Genomic DNA, 17201 nt, shown 5'->3' on the forward strand with positions numbered 1-17201 from the left:
CCCCATCATGCCCCACCGGACCCATGCCCTCCGGGACACCGACCGGCCAAGCCGGGGTGCTCAACCAGCGGTTTTCGGCCGTATCAGCCGCCGGGAACCGCGCTCAGGCGCTCAGGACCCGTTCGGCTCCTGCCAGGACTGCAGCACCCACTTGAACTGCTTGCTGGTTTTCACCCAGTCCTCGGCCGGCGTCGACATGTAGATGGCGTACTCGGTGCCCGAGCGCGCGAAGTACGTCTCCTCGATCGCGTGCCGCGGACCGGGGACGTACGGCGGGTCCTTCTTCAGCGCGGTCCAGGTGTACTCCCAAAGCGAGCCCTTGCGGTCGCGGTAGATGTTCTCCGTCATCTGCACCCGCTTGTAGTCGACCAGCCGCTGAAGCTGCTGTTCCAGGTCCTTCTGGTGCTGGAGGGGAGTGGCGAAGTCCGGGGAGTCGATGGCGATGCGCACGAAGTGCTTGCCGCCGTCCGGGGTGTAGTCGATCTGCTGGAGGCCGCTCTGGTCCTCGTAGACCTTCCGCTTCCAGCCCTTGGGCAGGGAGAGGCTGAAGCCGAGCGGGTCGTGGTGGGTCTCCCAGCTGGCGGGTATCGTGCCGTCGGGGCCCGGTGTGGCGGTGTCGCTCCCGGAGGGGTCCGTGGCCGGGCCCGCACCGCCGCTCGTGCCGGTGCCGCTCTGCGTCCCGCCCCACTCCTGGACGGCGACCGCCGCGCCACCGCCGAGCACGGCCGCGGCCGCGACGACGAGCACGAGCGTACGCAGCCGGCGCCGCGGGCGCGGACGGGGGCGTGCCGTCGCCGCGCTCCGCACCGACCCGGCGGATCCGCCCGGTCCGGCAGGTCCAGCCAGTCCCGCAGGTCCGGCCGGCGCGGGTGCCACGGCCGTGGGCCCGGTCACCGAGGGGACCGCGCCGGCCGCCGCTCCGGGGCCGTAGCCGACGGCCTGCGTGCCGGAAGCGGAACCGGGGCCGGGGCCGGGGCCGGGGCCGGTCACCGACGTACCGGAGCCGTAGGTGTTCGCGGACGTGTCCGGGCCGTAACCGGCCGCGGAGGTGCCGGAGCCGTAGCCCGACGGGCCCGCCCCGGGGCCTGTGCCGGTGTGCAGGCCCCGGCCCTGGGTCGGGACGAACGCCTGCGCCGCGTTCGGCCGGCGGCCCTCTGCCGCCTCGGCGAGCAGCTGCTCCGCCTCCTCCGCGCCCGGCCGCTGAGCGGGTTCCTTGCGCAGCAGGGCGGCTATCACGGGGCCGAGCGCACCGGCGTGGCGCGGCTCGGCGGCCTCCTCCTCGACGACCGCCTGCATGGTGCTCAGCGGCGAGGTGCGGCGGAACGGCGAACGGCCCTCGACCGCCGTGTACAGCGTGGCGCCGAGCGCCCACAAGTCCGAGGACGGGCCCGGGTCGTGGCCGCGCACCCGCTCGGGCGCGAGATAGTCGACCGAGCCGACGACCTCCCCGGTGCGGGTGATGGTGGTGTCGCCCTCGATCTGGGCGATGCCGAAGTCGGTGAGCAGGACCCGGCCGTCCCGGCCGAGGAGCACGTTGCCGGGCTTGACGTCCCGGTGCAGCACCCCGGCGGAGTGCGCGGCGCGCAGCGCCCGCAGCACCCACAGCCCGATCCGGGCGGCCTCCCTGGGCTCCATCCGCCCCCGCTCCTTGACCGCGTCGGCCAGCGAGTTGCCCTCGACCAGCTCCATCACGATCCAGGGGCGACCGTCGTGTTCGAGGACGTCGTGCACGGTGACGACGGCGGAGTGGTTGATACGCGCGGCGGCCCGGGCCTCGGCCCGGGTGCGGGCGAGCAGCACGGCCCGGTCGCCGTCGGATACGTAGAGCGCAGCGGTCAACTCCTTGACGGCGACCGTCCGGTGGAGCACCTCGTCGTGGGCGCGCCACACCCGGCCCATGCCGCCGCTGCCGATGGAGTCGGCAAGCCGGTAGCGGCCCGCTATGAGCAGGCCCTGCATCTGATTCACGTTGCCCCGCAATGCTCTTGACAGGGTCAGACTAAGGACCGGCTACCCCTCTGGGAACAAGCGGGGTCCCAAGGTGACAGCACTGTGACGCTTGTCGCTCAGCTGCCTCACTGGGCGCTCAGCCGGTGTAGCGGTACGTCGCGGTGGCCTGCTCGTACAGCCGTGTCACCGCGTCGCGCTGGGACTCCGGGCCGCGGACCTGGATGATGTGGTAGCGGCCGTTCAGCAGGATCGCCATGTTGCGCACGAACAGGTCCCGCCCCTGCCCGTCGGTCCAGGTGAACTGCCCCTCGGCCATGGTCCGTCCGCCCACCTCGATGGTCCGCAGCCCGGTGGCCGTGGCCCAGCTGGAGTCGCGGTACGGCTGGAGTTCGCTCTCCTTGTCCCGCTGGTAGACCATGGGGTCGCTGCCGTAGACGGAGGCGCTGTCCCGTCCGGGTACGACGATGAGCTCGAAGTTCCCCTGCGCGTAGACGACCTGCCCGCTGCCGTTCTTCGGGGTGCGGTCCCAGCCCTTGGCGACGGCGACCGTGAAGCCCTCGGGGTCGGTGCGCAGAGCGAAGCCGTCGGCGACGGACGGATCGCCACCGGTCTGGGGCTGGGTCTCGGTGGCGGGCGCGGACGCGGAGGGACCGCCGTCCGCGGACTGCCCGGAGGACGGCTGCAGGCTGTGCGAGGGAGCGGCACTCACCTCCCCCGCGGTGCCGGTACGGTCGCTGCCCGCCGCGCCGCTGTCCCCCTGTTTCGGCATGAACAGCATCGCGTAGGCGATCGCTCCGGCCAGCAGAAGCAGGATCAGCAGGAGCAGGGTCCGCCCGAGGCTGCGCGGCGACCGGACGTCGTCGTCCCGGGTGCGCTCCCGGATCCGCTCGGACCGGTCCCGGCTCCGCTCGGACCGCTCCCGTACCTGCTCGCGGTCCCGCTTGTGCCGCCCGTGCGGAGGGACGTCGGCCTGCCGCCGGACGCGCCGCCGCCGCAGCCGCACCAGCTCGCCGCGGCGCCGGACGATCGGCAGCCGGCGCGGGTCGGCGGGCGGGACGGGCACCACATGCGTACCGGCGTCGGGCTCGGGCGCGGACCGGACCAGCGATCGGAGCCAGCCGTTCAGCTCCTCGACGTCGAGACGCTCGGTGGGGTCCTGGCGCAGCAGGGACTCCACGACCGGCCGCAGCGGACCGCACTCCTCGGCGAAGGCGGGCGGCTCGGCGCACACCAGCTGCACGAGTTCGGCCGTGGACTCCTCGGGGTAGGGCGCGTGCCCCTGTACGGCCCGGAACAGCAACGCCCCGAGCGCCCACAGGTCGGTCGCGGGCCCGATCGGCGCCGCCAGCTGCCAGTTCTCGTGCACGGGCCCGGCCTGCTCCGGCGCCCACCGCTCCGTCACCGGCCCGACGACAGTCATCCGCACCTGCCGAGCCCGCTCAGCCGCCAACGCACTCCCAGCCCCACGCCGGACCCCGGCAACACCGGCGGGATCGTCCCAGCGGGCCGGGCCGGGGTGGACAGGGTCCGCGCCCGCCCGCTGGGCCTGGCTCTGCCCGGGAACGGACGGATACTGCGGGCCCCTCGACGCCACCGCGGAACCGCCGTGAGCACCGGGGGCCGAGCCGGACTGGACGGGATCGGTGCCCGTCCGATGGACACGGCTCTGGCCGGGCAGGGAGCGGTCGTACGGGTTCCCCGAAGGCAACACGGAGCCGTCATGAGCGCCGGGGGCCGAGCCGGACTGGACGGGATCGGTGCCCGTCCGGTGTGCCGGTGCGGCGGGGTCGTGCGAGCCTCCCGAGGGCAGCCCGGGGCGCTGGGTGCCGTCGCCTCCCAGGGCCGGGGGTGTGCTGCCCGAGCCTGGGCGGGGTGAGGTGCCGTGCCAGGGGGCGGTCCGGACGCCGTAGGGGTCGGCGACGCGGCCGGGCGGGGGCGTGCTGCCCGGTCCGGCGGGGTACGGCGGCTGGGTCGTGCCGTCGGGTCGGTCGGTGCCCGTGCCGTTCTCGGCGGGCGGGCGGGCGCCGGGCAGCGCGGGGCGGCCGTTCTGCCCGGGTTCCTGCACCCGGGCGGCGGCACGCGCACCCGCGCGGTACGCGGCGATCGCCCCGGCACGCGCCGCACGGATGTCCGTCCCGCTCGCACTCCTCGCGCCACTCTCCAGAGCCCGCTGCCCCGCCGGACCGCCGACCGCATCGGCCCCGCCGTTCGCACCCGGCAGCCCACCAGCCGCCCTCGCCTGGATCGCGGCCCGGCGCGCGGCCTCCGGATCGACGTCGGCGGACGGAACACCGCCGTCCGGACCCACGGACGACGGGCCGCCTCGCTGTCCCGCGGCCGTCGTACCGGCGCCTCCGGCCTCGGTCCCCGGCCGACCGCCCAAGGCACCACCAGCACCACCAGCACCGCTGGTACTACTGGCACCACCGGCCCCGCCGGCTGCCATCGCCCCGGCCCCCGGCTCGGCCCGCTCCACCCCTGCTGTCCCCGGCAGCCCAGAAGCCGTCGAACCACCCGCAGCCCCCGGCGCCCCGTACATCCCCCCGCCGAGCTCGCCGTCCTCCCCCGGTACCGGGTCGTACCCGCACAGCGCCTCCTCCGCCGCCCCGACCGCAAGCCCGGTCAGCAGGACGCGGCCGTCCTCGCAGACGAGCACCGTGCGGGCGGTGATGTTGCGGTGGACCCAGCCATGGGCGTGCAGTACCCGGAGTGCCATGAGCACGTCGGAGGCGACCTCGGCGGCCCGGTACGGGGACAGCGGCTGCTCGGCGAGGAACGCGGACAGCGGGCGCGCGGCCACCCACTCGCTGACGATCCACAGGGAGCCGCCCTCGGCGAACACGTCGAAGACCTGGTCCAGCCGGGGATGGTCGGGGATGCGGGCCGCCGCCTGCGCGGCCTCCACGGCGCGTCGTACGGCAGGATCCGCGGGCCGGCGCGTCGCCGTACGGGCATCCGGTGCCGCCCGCCGGGCCCCGCCCCGCTCGCGCGCCGTGAACCCCTCGGGCAACCCCTCCGCGTCGAGCACCTCGGCCTCGACGACCTCCGGCAACGGCACCTGCCGGACGAGGACTTCCTGCCCGCTGTAGGTGTCGAAGGCGCGGGTCTCGGTGAGTTCGTACTCGTCGGACGGCGGCAACGGCAGGCGGTAGCGGTCGGCGAGCACCCGACCCGCGTAGTCGTCCACGTTGCCTCCCCCGGCCGCCCGGTTGGTCACATCCGTTCGCCTCGCGACCCGTTTCGCACAGACATGCAGCTGCGTACGGTCCGCAACCATTCACGATACGTGCCGGAGGCAACCCGCATTGAGTGGATGCCGGATTTTGAAATCCTCCCCTCCCGAAGGGAGGGGATTCCTGGCTCAGGCCGCCTCCTGGAGCAGCGCTCCAGGAGGTCTTGCGCCATCGGCACCAGCCGGGTTGAGACCAGCCCGGACGAGCATCACACGTGCGGAGTTCTTGTCTCGTGGAGACACCGTTCCGCACGCGGTGCAGGTGCAGGTGCGCTCACCCAGCGGCAGGCGATGCTTGGCTCTCGCATCGCATTCGTTCCACACCCACCGACACCGGTCCCACTCCGCATCCGAATACGACGACGCTCCGCGTCGCGACACTGGGATGCGATTCCTCCCCGGCGTGAACGCCGGGGCCTGCTCGCAAGAAAGCAGGTGACGTCCCGAACCGCTCTACGGACGGTGATTACGTCGAGGGCCGGAAGGACGCCGTCAGCGTCTTCCAGGTGTCCTGGCGCAACGCGCTGTCCCAGTCGGCGGCCTTCGCGGTGTACATCAGTCCGTAGCCGAGATGGCCGTTGACGACGAAACCCCGGTCGACGGTGCGGTACTCGGTACCGCCCTCGACGTAGGTGAACTCCCAGTCGGCCGTGTTCCAGCCCCGGTAGTCCACCTTCTCGATGCGGACCTTGTGGTACTGGGCGCGCACCATGTAGCGCTCCTGGTTCTGCCAGTCCGCCACCGGGTCGCCCTTGGGCGTACTCGTCCACGCGACCAGCAGCTTCTGCCCACCGGGCCCGGTGTAGCGGTCACCGGCGTCGTCGCTGGACTTGTACGACCAGCCCTTGGGCAGCCCGATCGAGTACCCCTGTCCGCCCTTGCGGGTGGACACCACCGGCGCGGAGCCGGCCGCGGACGGGCTCGCGCTGCCGTCGGGCTTGCTGTCCGACGGCGTACCGGTACCGGCGGAGGACGGGCTCGCCCCACCCGTCCGCGCCGCGCTGCCCGTGCCGCGGCTCTCCTTGGTGGACGCACTCGCGCTCACCGCCGACTTGGCCCCGCTGCCGTTGTCGTCCTTGCCACCGCTGTTGAGGGCGAAGGCCAGGACGGTGCCGAGCACGGCGAGGACGACGACCACAGCGATGATCACCAGGGTGCGCTTGGGCACGACATCGGTCAGCGGCGCCCTCGGCACCGGCCGCGGCGGCAGGTCCAGGTCCGGCGGCGGCATCACGGGCCAGCCGGAACTCGGCTTGGTCGAGCTGGAGTTCGGCCCGCCTGCGGCACCGGAGGCCGACCGCGCCGTAGGAGCAGCACCCGAGCCACCGGTCCCACCGGAGGCAGAAGCAGCAGCAGGAGCAGCGGGCCGTGCACCACCGGCGACGGAACCTCCCGCGCTCGCCGGACCACTCGTACCCACCGGACGGCCGCCGACCGGACCTCCCGAACGGCCCGCACCCGCCGAAGCGTTCGTTCCCGCCGAACCGCCGGCGGCAGGCGCGCCCGCGTCACCGCCCCCGCTCTTCGTCCGCGTCCCGGCCGCGGCGGAGGCCGCCCCCGCCGCCTTGCGGACCGAACGCAGCGCGCCGCGCAGCTTCTCCGCGGCCTCCTCGCCCCGCTTGCCCTCGGCCGGACCGGGCTGCGGCGGCAGCGGAACCACCCGCGTGGCGTCCATCGGCTCCGGCTCGGGCGCGTGGATCACCTTGTTGAACATGGCCCGCGCCCCGGCGTCGTCGACCCGCTTGGCCGGGTCCTTGGTGAGCAGGCCGTAGATGACGTCCCGCAGCGGGCCCGCGTGCTTGGGCTCCTCCAGCGGCTCGGTCATCACCGCGGTGAGCGTGGCGATCGCCGACCCCTTGTCGTACGGCGGTACGCCCTCCACCGCCGCGTACAGCAGGCCGCCGAGCGACCACAGGTCGGCCGCCGGGCCCGGCTTGTGGCCACGGGCGCGCTCCGGGGCGATGTAGGAGGGGGCGCCGACGAGCATGCCGGTGGAGGTGATGGACGGGTCGCCCTCCACCTGGGCGATGCCGAAGTCGGTGAGCACGACCCGGCCGTCCTCGGCGATGAGCACGTTGGACGGCTTCACGTCCCGGTGCAGGATGCCCTCGCGGTGCGCGGAGCGCAGCACGTCGAGGACGGCGAGCCCGACCTCGGCGGCGCGCTTCGGCTCCAGCAGGCCGTCCTCACGGATGACCTCGGCGAGGGACTTGCCCTCCACCAACTCCATGACGATCCACGGCCGGTCGTCCTCGTCGACCACGTCGAAGACCGTCACCGCGCTGTTGTTGCGGATCCGGGCGATCGCCTTGGCCTCGCGCAGGGTACGCGTGATCAGGCGCCGCTTCTCCTCCTCGTCGATGTTCGACGGGAACCGCAGCTCCTTGACGGCGACCGTCCGACCCAGGGTCTCGTCCTCGGCCCGCCACACGGTGCCCATGCCGCCGCGGCCCAGCACGTCTCCCAGCCGGTACCGCCCGGCGAGGAGACGACGCTCGCTCTTGTCCTGACGAGTCTCCTGACGAGAAGTGCCCGCCCGCTCCGCCTCCGACATGCGTCCCCTCATGCAACCCGCCCTGACAGAGCCTCCATTGTCTCTCACCCGACAAGTGGGCGACGCCCAGGGTGCCCACCAGAAGAGGCCGTTCCGCTTATCGGGATGAGGGGCTGCAAAAGGACCGAAGCCACCCACGGAGCCGCACAGTGACTCCGCTTCAGGCCGTGACCACCGCTACAGCGGTGCGATGTCCGGCGCCCCCAGCCGGGCCGCGTCCGCCGTCAGGTCGTCGGGCTGGCGCTGGGACTCGCGCTCGGCCTCCACCCGCTTCTCGTAGTGTTCGACCTCGCGCTCGATCTGGCCCTCGTCCCAGCCGAGGACCGGCGCCATCAGCCCGGCCGCCTCGCGGGCGCTGCGGGTACCCCGGTCGAAGGTCTCGATGGAGATGCGGGTACGGCGGGTGAGCACGTCGTCCAGGTGCCGGGCGCCCTCGTGGGAGGCGGCGTAGACCACCTCGGCGCGCAGATAGTCGTCCGCGGCGGCCAGGGGCTCGCCCAGGGCGGGGTCGGCGGCGATCAGGTCCAGGACCTCCTCGGCCAGGGAGCCGTACCGGTTCAGCAGGTGCTCGACACGGGCCACGTGCACTCCGGTGCGGGCGGCGATGCGCGCTCGCGCGTTCCACAGCGCCTGATATCCCTCCGCGCCCAGCAGCGGGGTCTCCTCGGTCACGCAGTCGGCTACGCGCGTGTCCAGGCCGTGCACCGCCTCGTCGACGGCGTCCTTCGCCATCACCCGGTACGTGGTGTACTTGCCGCCGGCGACGACCACCAGCCCCGGCGCCGGATGGGCGACCGTGTGCTCGCGGGACAGCTTGCTGGTGGCGTCGGACTCCCCGGCGAGCAGCGGGCGCAGACCGGCGTACACGCCCTGGACGTCGTCGCGGCCGAGCGGCACCGCGAGCACCGAGTTGACGTGTTCCAGCAGGTAGTCGATGTCGGCGCTGGACGCGGCCGGGTGGGCCTTGTCGAGGTCCCAGTCGGTGTCGGTGGTGCCGATGATCCAGTGCCGGCCCCAGGGGATGACGAAGAGGACGGACTTCTCGGTGCGCAGGATCAGGCCGGTGGTGGAGTGGACGCGGTCCTTGGGCACGACCAGGTGGATGCCCTTGGAGGCGCGGACGTGGAACTGGCCGCGCTCGCCCACCATGGCCTGGGTGTCGTCGGTCCACACACCGGTCGCGTTGACGACCTGCTTGGCGCGGATCTCGTACTCCCCGCCGGCCTCGACGTCCCGCACGCGCGCGCCGACGACCCGGTCGCCCTCCCGCAGAAAGCCGGTCACGCGCGCGCGGTTGGCCGCTCTCGCGCCGTACGACGCCGCCGTGCGCACCAGGGTGGCCACGAAGCGGGCGTCGTCCACCTGGGCGTCGTAGTACTGCAGGGCGCCGACCAGGGCGTCCTTCTTCAGGCAGGGTGCGACGCGCAGGGCGTGACGGCGGGTCAGATGACGGTGCAGGGGCAGCCCTCGACCGTGCCCGCGCGCCATGGACATCGCGTCGTAGAGCGCGACCCCCGAGCCGGCGTACAGCCGCTCCCAGCCCTTGTGCTGCAACGGGTAGAGGAACGGCACCGGCTTGACCAGGTGCGGGGCGAGCCGCTCCAGCAGCAGCCCGCGCTCCTTCAGCGCCTCCCGTACGAGGGTGAAGTCGAGCATCTCCAGATAGCGCAGCCCGCCGTGGATGAGCTTGCTGGACCGGCTGGAGGTGCCGGACGCCCAGTCGCGGGCCTCGATCAGCCCGGTGGACAGACCGCGTGTGACGGCGTCCAGCGCGGTCCCGGCCCCGACGACTCCGCCGCCGACGACCAGCACGTCCAGCTCGCGCTCCGCCATCGCCGCCAGTGCCTCGGCGCGCTGCTCCGGCCCCAGAGTCGCTGTCCTCACCGCTGCCTCCCGCTGTCGCACTCGCTCGCGTCGGCCGCACCCGGCGGGCGAAGCCCGGTTCATCCCCAGCCTCATGTCCTCATGCCCAAATTCTGACCGGCTTGCCCGGCTTCAGCAGCTTCTTGCGGGGAACCTGGTGTCCGCTCGGCAGCCGGCCACCGGGCGCTCCGGGCCCGGGGGCGGGGCCGCGCACCCGCGCTGACGGCCTCACCCGGTTGGGTGATGAGCGGGGAACATACAGCTGGCTGTCGAACGAGTGCGCACGCTTCGCGCTGCGCGAGCACGCCTACGGCGAGATCAAGGTCGACTGCCCGTCGCTCCAGCAACGGACAACCGACCCACCACGGACTTCCAACCTGGACAACTCGCGTACATCCCCCGGAAGACACACGAACACAATCACCCATAACAGTCATATGTGTACCTAGTCTGACAGTGCGCTCGCTCATCCTGTCCACAGCGGTTGCGCATCTGTCCCGCTTCGGTTACTGGGAAGGACGGCCCACGCCATGCCCGCAGACCTCGCCGTCATCGGACTCGGCCCCTACGGCTTGCCGCTCGCCCAGGCCGCCGTCGCCGCGGGGATCCCCACCGTCGGCTACGCCACCGGCCCCGAGGCGGGTTCGCTCAGCCCCGCCGAGCTGCGCCGGATGCACGCCACGGGGTTCCGGCCCGGCACCGATCCCGCCCAGCTCGGCCGGGTGCGCACCGCCGTGATCTGCGCGCCGACCCCGCGCGACGCCGACGGCGGGCTCGATCTCGGCCAGGTGGAGGCGGCCGCCCGCACCCTGGCCGAGCGGCTGCGCCCGCACACCACGGTCATCCTGGAGTCACCCGTGCTGCCGGGCACGACGGAGGAGTTCCTGCGGCCGCTGCTGGAGAAGGGCTCGGGGCTGCGCGCCGGACGCGACTTCCACCTCGCCTACTCGCCCAGCCGGGTCGACCCCGGCAGCCGCGACCGCACCCCCGCCGGCACCCCCCGGGTCATCGGTGGCCTCACCCCCGCCTGCACCGAGTCGGCCGCCGCCTTCTACGGCCGGCTCACGGACAAAGTGGTCCGCGCGCGCGGGCTGCGCGAGGCGGAGACCGTGCAGCTGCTGGAGACCAACTTCCGGCACGTCAACATCGCGCTCGTCAACGAGATGGCCGTCCTGTGCCATGAACTGGGCGTCGATCTGTGGGACGTGATCCGCTGCGCGGAGACCAAGCCCTTCGGTTTCCAGGCGTTCCGGCCCGGACCCGGCGTCGGCGGGCACGGCGTCCCGCAGGACCTGACCGGCCACGCCACCCGCACGCTGCGCATGGTGGAACTGGCCCAGCAGGTCAACCACCGCATGCCCCGCTACGTCGTCCAGCGCGCCGCCGCCCTCCTCAACGAGCACGGCAAGTCCGCCCGGGGCGCGCGCGTGCTGCTGCTCGGCGTCACCTACAAGGCCGACCTCGCCGATCTGCAGGGCACTCCGGCCCAGGAGATCGCGATCCGGCTGATGGAGCTCGGCGCCTCGGTGAGCTACCACGACCCGTACGTGCCCGCATGGAGCCTCCTGGACCGCCCGGTCCCACGCGCGGACTCCCTCTACGAGGCGGCCGCCGACGCCGACCTGACGATCCTGCTCCAGCAGCACCGCACGTACGACCTCCAGGGTCTGTCGGTGAAGGCCCAGCTCCTGCTGGACACCCGGGGGGCGACCCCGACGGGCGCGGCACACCGGCTCTGACGGCTCCGGGGCCCGGTCACGAACGGAAAACAGCCAGGGGCGTTGTCGTCCCTGGCTGTTAATCTCCCCCGGACCCGCCACACACGCGTGTGCCGGGTGCGTTCCGTTTCCGTTCGTCACCTGTGTTCCACATCGGGGGGATTTCTGTCATGAGCCAGTCAGTACCACCGCCGCAGTCCGGTCCGGCGGGCGCCAATCCGTACGCCCAGCAGCCCGGTCCGGCCGGGGCGAACCCGTACGCCCAGCAGCCGCCCGCCGGTGCACCGTACCCGCCGCAGCAGGGCGCGTACCCCCAGCAGCCGGGCGCCTTCGCGGGACCGCCCGCGCCGCCCGCGCCGGGCCGGAACAACCTCGTCCTCGGCCTGGTCGCCGCGGTCGTCGCCGCCGTGGCCACCGCCGCGCTCTACGGCGTCGTCATCGGTGCCACCAAGCACGAGATCGGCTACGCGGCCGTCGGCGTCGGCTTCGTCATCGGCCTCGCGGCCGGCAAGGCGGGCGGCCGCAACCCGGTCCTGCCTGTCGTGAGCGCCGTCCTCGCGCTCGGCTCGGTGTACATCGGCCAGCTGGTCGGCGAGGCCATGATCGGCGCCAAGGCGCTGAACGTGGGCTTCAGTGAGCTGTTCTTCCAGCACTTCTCCGTGGTCCAGGAGGCCTGGAAGCAGGACGCCGACCCGCTGACCTTCCTCTTCTTCGCCATCGCCGCGTTCGCCGCGTTCTCCGGCGCCCGGAAGGCCGCCGCGTAACGCCTCCGGCAAGCCGAAGGGCCCGTCCACCGCACCGGTGGACGGGCCCTTGCGCGCGCGGAGGTCAGCGGCGGTGCTGGCTGTCCGCGACCGTCACCTCGACCCGCTGGAACTCCTTCAGCTCGCTGTAGCCGGTCGTGGCCATGGCGCGGCGCAGGGCGCCGAAGAAGTTCATCGAACCGTCGGGCGTGTGGGAGGGGCCGGTGAGGACCTCCTCGATCGTGCCGACCGTGCCGAGGTCGACCTTCTGGCCGCGGGGCAGCTCCTCGTTGACCGCCTCCATGCCCCAGTGGTGGCCCTTGCCGGGCGCGTCCGTGGCGCGGGCCAGCGGGGAGCCCATCATCACCGCGTCGGCACCGCAGGCGATCGCCTTGGGCAGGTCGCCGGACCAGCCGACACCGCCGTCCGCGATCACGTGCACGTACCGGCCGCCGGACTCGTCCATGTAGTCCCGGCGGGCCGCGGCCACGTCGGCCACCGCGGTGGCCATCGGGACCTGGATGCCGAGGACGTTGCGCGTGGTGTGCGCGGCGCCGCCGCCGAAGCCGACCAGGACACCGGCCGCGCCGGTGCGCATCAGGTGCAGGGCCGCCGTGTACGTGGCGCATCCGCCGACGATCACCGGGACGTCCAGCTCGTAGATGAACTGCTTCAGGTTCAGCGGCTCCGACGAGTGGGAGACGTGCTCCGCCGAGACCGTCGTACCGCGGATGACGAAGATGTCCACGCCCGCGTCCACGACCGCCTTGGAGAACTGGGCGGTGCGCTGCGGGGAGAGCGCGGCCGCCGTGACCACGCCGGAGTCGCGCACCTCCTTGATACGGGCGCCGATCAGCTCCTCCTTGATGGGCGCCGCGTAGATCTCCTGGAGGCGGCGGGTGGCCGCCTCCGCGTCCAGCTCGGCGATCTCGTCCAGCAGCGGCTGCGGGTCCTCGTACCGCGTCCACAGGCCCTCAAGGTTGAGGACACCCAGGCCGCCCAGCTCGCCGATGCGGATCGCGGTGGCCGGGGAGACGACCGAGTCCATGGGGGCGGCCAGGAAGGGCAGCTCGAAGCGGTAGGCGTCGATCTGCCAGGCGATCGAGACCTCCTTCGGGTCCCGCGTACGGCGGCTGGGGACGACGGCGATGTCGTCGAAGGCGTACGCCCGGCGGCCGCGCTTGCCGCGCCCGATCTCGATCTCAGTCACGTCTCTAGGCCTTTCCCTATGCGTTGCAGCGCCTTCCAGTATCGCCGACGGGTACGACAAAGGCGGCCCCGGTGCGTCCGGGACCGCCCTTGTCCGAGCCTCACACGCGCGCGTGCGTTACTTGCTGCTGTAGTTCGGCGCCTCGACCGTCATCTGGATGTCGTGCGGGTGGCTCTCCTTGAGGCCCGCGGAGGTGATGCGGACGAAGCGGCCCTTGGACTCCATCTCCTCGATGGTGGCCGCACCCACATAGCCCATCGTCTGGCGCAGACCGCCGACGAGCTGGTGCAGCACGTTGGCCAGCGGGCCGCGGTAGGGCACCTGGCCCTCGACGCCCTCGGGCACGAGCTTGTCGTCGGAGGAGACCTCGGCCTGGAAGTAACGGTCCTTGGAGTACGACTTCCCCTGGCCGCGGGACTGCATCGCGCCGAGCGAGCCCATGCCGCGGTACGACTTGAACTGCTTGCCGTTGATGAAGAGCAGCTCGCCGGGTGACTCCTCGCAGCCCGCGAGCAGCGAACCGAGCATCACCGTGTCGGCGCCGGCGGCCAGCGCCTTGCCGATGTCGCCGGAGTACTGCAGGCCGCCGTCGCCGATCACCGGGATGCCGGCCGGGCGGGCGGCGAGGGAGGCCTCGTAGATGGCGGTGACCTGCGGGACGCCGATGCCGGCGACCACGCGCGTGGTGCAGATCGAGCCGGGGCCCACGCCCACCTTGATGCCGTCGACACCGGCGTCGATCAGCGCCTGGGCGCCGTCGCGGGTGGCGACGTTGCCGCCGATCACGTCGACGTTCACGCTCGACTTGATCTTCGCCATCCAGCTCAGCGCGTTGCTGTTGTGGCCGTGGGAGGTGTCGACGACCAGGAAGTCCACCCCGGCCTCGGCGAGCGCCTGGGCGCGCTCCAGCGCCTCGGGGCTGGCGCCGACCGCGGCACCGACGAGCAGCCGGCCCTCGGCGTCCTTGGCGGCGTTCGGGTACTTCTCGGCCTTGACGAAGTCCTTGACCGTGATGAGGCCCTTGAGGACGCCCGCGTCGTCGACCAGGGGCAGCTTCTCGATCTTGTGCTTGCGCAGCAGCTCCATGGCCTCGACACCGGAGATGCCGACCTTGCCGGTGACCAGCGGCATCGGCGTCATGACCTCGCGCACCTGGCGGCCGCGGTCGGACTCGAAGGCCATGTCACGGTTGGTGACGATGCCGAGCAGCTTGCCGGCCGGGTCGGTGACGGGGACACCGCTGATGCGGAACTTGGCGCACAGGGCGTCCGCCTCGGCGAGCGTCGCCTCCGGGTGCACGGTGATGGGGTCGGTGACCATGCCGGACTCGGACCGCTTGACCAGGTCGACCTGGTTGACCTGGTCCTCGACGGAGAGGTTGCGGTGCAGCACGCCGACGCCGCCGAGCCGGGCCATCGCGATGGCCATGCGGGACTCGGTCACCTTGTCCATCGCCGCCGAGAGCAGCGGGATGTTGACCCGGACGTTGCGGGAGATGCGGGACGAGGTGTCGACCGCGTTGGGGAGCACCTCGGATGCGCCCGGCAGCAGCAGCACGTCGTCGTAGGTCAGCCCGAGTGTCGCGAATTTACCGGGCACTCCGTCGACGTTGGCAGTCATGACACCTTCCCCAAATGGCCTTGATCGGTGCGGATGTCCATGCTAACGGGAAGCATCGCTAGCAAATTCCACGGTATGGGCTCGCTTCCGGCTTCGTATGTTCGTACGGAAACGAAAGCGCGCCTGTTCACGGCAGTACGACAGGGGCTTCGGCCAAGGGGGTTACTGCTCGGCGAGCGCGCGCAGACGGCTCAGCGCGCGGTGCTGGGCGACCCGGACCGCGCCTGGTGACATTCCCAACATCTGCCCGGTCTCCTCCGCGGTCAAGCCCACGGCGATACGCAGCAGGAGCAGTTCGCGCTGGTTCTCGGGGAGGTTGGCCAGGAGTTTCTTGGCCCAGGCGGCGTCGCTGCTGAGCAGGGCGCGCTCCTCGGGGCCGAGGGAGTCGTCGGGGCGCTCGGGCATCTCGTCCGAGGGGACGGCCGTGGAACCGGGGTGGCGCATCGCGGCGCGCTGGAGGTCGGCCACCTTGTGCGAGGCGATGGCGAACACGAACGCCTCGAAGGGGCGGCCGGTGTCGCGATAGCGCGGCAGGGCCAGCAGGACCGCGACGCAGACCTCCTGGGCGAGGTCCTCGACGAAGTGGCGCGCGTCGCCCGGCAGCCGGGACAGCCGCGTGCGGCAGTAGCGCAGCGCGAGGGGGTGGACGTGGGCGAGCAGATCGTGCGTGGCCTGCTCGTCGCCGTCGACCGCACGATGCACGAGCGCACCGATCGCCCCCTGGGCCGTGCCCGCATCGTCGTCGCGCATCGGTCCATGGTGCCTTGCGGCCGTCCGGTCCGTCGCATTGTGCTCGTGGTTGTGCACCGAAGCGTTATGAGCAGGTGCGCCGGCACTCATCCCCTGCGCCCTCCCCTTCCGCTCGACCGACTCGTCCCCGAGAGACTCCACATCTCAAGGATGCGGCATCCGCGCCGAAACAAGCAGCGCGCGTCCGGCGGGCCGCCGCGCGAACCACCCGCCGACGGCGCCGACGGGGTCGCACACGTCGTACACCCGAGGCGTGCGCGACCCGGGCGCGTGCACCCCGAACCGTGCCGCGCGACACCGGCCTCGGACGCTCCGCCCGGCACCGGCGGGACCCCGCCGACCTGGGCGTTGACAGACGGCGGTTGCGACCCGGCCCGGCGTGTGACAGCACCCTGCGCGCGGTGCGCGGCCCCGTTCCCGCGCGTATGCGGACACCCTGCCGACAAGCTGACGCGAACACCCTCACATGTGACCGGGTCCACCCCGCGAAGACGCATCACAGCCGCTTCTCCGGACAACCGGGACGCTCACGCGGGAACTTCGCGTACGCCCCCGAGGGGCGCGCCACCTCCCGGCCGGCGCATGACGGCTGCCGCCCGGGGCGGCGGATCCGCCGTCGGCCCCGGGTGTGCCGCCCGGTGCCGACCGGTCCCGCCTGCCCCGCAGGGCCGGACACCGACTACCGGACCAGTCCCCAGCGGAAGCCGAGCGCCACCGCGTGGGCCCGGTCCGAGGCGCCGAGCTTCTTGAACAGGCGGCGGGCGTGCGTCTTGACGGTGTCCTCGGAGAGGAACAGCTCGCGGCCGATCTCCGCGTTGGAGCGGCCGTGGCTCATGCCCTCCAGCACCTGGATCTCACGCGCGGTGAGCGTGGGCGCGGCGCCCATCTCGGCCGAGCGCAGCCGGCGCGGGGCCAGCCGCCAGGTGGGGTCGGCGAGGGCCTGCGTCACCGTGGCGCGCAACTCCGCGCGCGAGGCGTCCTTGTGCAGGTACCCGCGGGCCCCGGCGGCGACCGCGAGGGCCACGCCGTCGAGGTCCTCGGCGACGGTGAGCATGATGATGCGCGCGCCCGGGTCGGCGGACAGCAGCCGGCGCACGGTTTCCACGCCGCCCAGGCCGGGCATGCGCACGTCCATCAGGATGAGATCGGAGCGGTCGGCGCCCCAGCGGCGGAGGACTTCCTCGCCGTTGGCCGCCGTCGTCACACGCTCGACACCGGGCACGGTCGCCACCGCGCGGCGCAGCGCCTCTCGGGCAAGCGGGGAGTCGTCGCAGACGAGGACGGATGTCATGACCGCCCCCCCCAGCTGATGCGCGTCACCTTGAGCCTCCAGGCTGGTACGGAATCGTCACCTGTGCGGTCGACCGCCTCGGACGCCTGCCCGAGTGCCGGTGTTCTCAACCGCCTCCGCACTCTCAACGATGGTCACTCGAAAGAGTTACGGGGCTGCATACCGTCATCGGCACTCTACGTGAGGGTCTCGACACGGTGGAGAGATGACCAGCAGACCCTCAACTTTTCATCACAACCTATGCCCCATTCAGCCGCTTTTCTTCCCGTT

General features: G+C 72.5%; 10 protein-coding genes and 1 pseudogene. 2 read left to right on the plus strand and 9 right to left on the minus strand.

Features of this window, described 5'->3' with window-relative positions; translation table 11 throughout:
• Positions 1-111 precede the first annotated feature (111 nt).
• The 5 genes and pseudogenes from O1G22_RS16655 to O1G22_RS16675 all read right to left on the minus strand — a co-directional run bounded on the left by O1G22_RS16655 (position 112) and on the right by O1G22_RS16675 (position 9620).
• Complete coding sequence (locus tag O1G22_RS16655) at positions 112-1959, minus strand: serine/threonine-protein kinase (RefSeq protein ID WP_270082091.1); 1848 nt, start codon at positions 1957-1959, stop codon at positions 112-114.
• Between the two features lie 127 nt (positions 1960-2086).
• A complete protein-coding gene (locus tag O1G22_RS16660) occupies positions 2087-5137 on the minus strand; it encodes a protein kinase (RefSeq protein WP_270082092.1) in 3051 nt (1016 codons plus the stop codon).
• A gap of 174 nt (positions 5138-5311) precedes the next feature.
• Positions 5312-5494, minus strand: a pseudogene (locus O1G22_RS16665) (RNA-guided endonuclease TnpB family protein); the annotation flags it as partial.
• A gap of 154 nt (positions 5495-5648) precedes the next feature.
• Positions 5649-7736 (minus strand): serine/threonine-protein kinase, encoded by a 2088-nt coding sequence (locus O1G22_RS16670; RefSeq protein ID WP_270082093.1) that lies wholly within the window; start codon positions 7734-7736, stop codon positions 5649-5651.
• A 177-nt stretch (positions 7737-7913) separates the two neighbouring features.
• Positions 7914-9620, minus strand: a complete 1707-nt coding sequence (locus O1G22_RS16675; protein ID WP_270082094.1) for a glycerol-3-phosphate dehydrogenase/oxidase — start codon at positions 9618-9620, stop codon at positions 7914-7916.
• A gap of 509 nt (positions 9621-10129) precedes the next feature.
• Between O1G22_RS16675 and O1G22_RS16680 the strand changes: the two genes are divergently transcribed.
• Both O1G22_RS16680 and O1G22_RS16685 read left to right on the plus strand, forming a co-directional pair.
• Positions 10130-11338 carry a nucleotide sugar dehydrogenase gene (locus tag O1G22_RS16680; RefSeq protein WP_270082095.1) on the plus strand — a complete coding sequence of 403 codons (1209 nt, stop codon included), beginning with the start codon at positions 10130-10132 and terminating at the stop codon, positions 11336-11338.
• A 149-nt stretch (positions 11339-11487) separates the two neighbouring features.
• A complete protein-coding gene (locus tag O1G22_RS16685) occupies positions 11488-12081 on the plus strand; it encodes a hypothetical protein (RefSeq protein ID WP_270082096.1) in 594 nt (197 codons plus the stop codon).
• A gap of 64 nt (positions 12082-12145) precedes the next feature.
• On the opposite strand, the gene O1G22_RS16690 is transcribed toward O1G22_RS16685, so the two are convergent.
• From O1G22_RS16690 to O1G22_RS16705, 4 genes are all read right to left on the minus strand, one after another.
• Complete coding sequence (locus O1G22_RS16690; RefSeq protein ID WP_225099736.1) at positions 12146-13270, minus strand: GuaB3 family IMP dehydrogenase-related protein; 1125 nt, start codon at positions 13268-13270, stop codon at positions 12146-12148.
• Between the two features lie 117 nt (positions 13271-13387).
• Complete coding sequence (gene guaB, locus O1G22_RS16695; RefSeq protein WP_225099737.1) at positions 13388-14890, minus strand: IMP dehydrogenase; 1503 nt, start codon at positions 14888-14890, stop codon at positions 13388-13390.
• A 162-nt stretch (positions 14891-15052) separates the two neighbouring features.
• Positions 15053-15640: a sigma-70 family RNA polymerase sigma factor gene (locus O1G22_RS16700; RefSeq protein WP_225099738.1), complete on the minus strand. Its 588-nt coding sequence runs from the start codon at positions 15638-15640 to the stop codon at positions 15053-15055.
• Positions 15641-16319: 679 nt separating this feature from the next.
• Positions 16320-16931: a response regulator transcription factor gene (locus O1G22_RS16705; RefSeq protein WP_003948568.1), complete on the minus strand. Its 612-nt coding sequence runs from the start codon at positions 16929-16931 to the stop codon at positions 16320-16322.
• Positions 16932-17201 lie beyond the last annotated feature (270 nt).

The organism is Streptomyces camelliae (assembly GCF_027625935.1).
GTDB classification, from domain to species: domain Bacteria; phylum Actinomycetota; class Actinomycetes; order Streptomycetales; family Streptomycetaceae; genus Streptomyces; species Streptomyces camelliae.

Excerpts from the sequence above, each read along its gene's own strand:
- guaB (WP_225099737.1), bottom strand. The coding sequence starts at position 14,890 with ATGACTGCCAACGTCGACGGAGTGCCCGGTAAATTCGCGACACTCGGG.
- O1G22_RS16700 (WP_225099738.1), bottom strand. The coding sequence starts at position 15,640 with ATGCGCGACGACGATGCGGGCACGGCCCAGGGGGCGATCGGTGCGCTC.
- O1G22_RS16680 (WP_270082095.1), top strand. The coding sequence starts at position 10,130 with ATGCCCGCAGACCTCGCCGTCATCGGACTCGGCCCCTACGGCTTGCCG.
- O1G22_RS16685 (WP_270082096.1), top strand. The coding sequence starts at position 11,488 with ATGAGCCAGTCAGTACCACCGCCGCAGTCCGGTCCGGCGGGCGCCAAT.
- O1G22_RS16705 (WP_003948568.1), bottom strand. The coding sequence starts at position 16,931 with ATGACATCCGTCCTCGTCTGCGACGACTCCCCGCTTGCCCGAGAGGCG.
- O1G22_RS16655 (WP_270082091.1), bottom strand. The coding sequence starts at position 1,959 with ATGCAGGGCCTGCTCATAGCGGGCCGCTACCGGCTTGCCGACTCCATC.
- O1G22_RS16670 (WP_270082093.1), bottom strand. The coding sequence starts at position 7,736 with ATGTCGGAGGCGGAGCGGGCGGGCACTTCTCGTCAGGAGACTCGTCAG.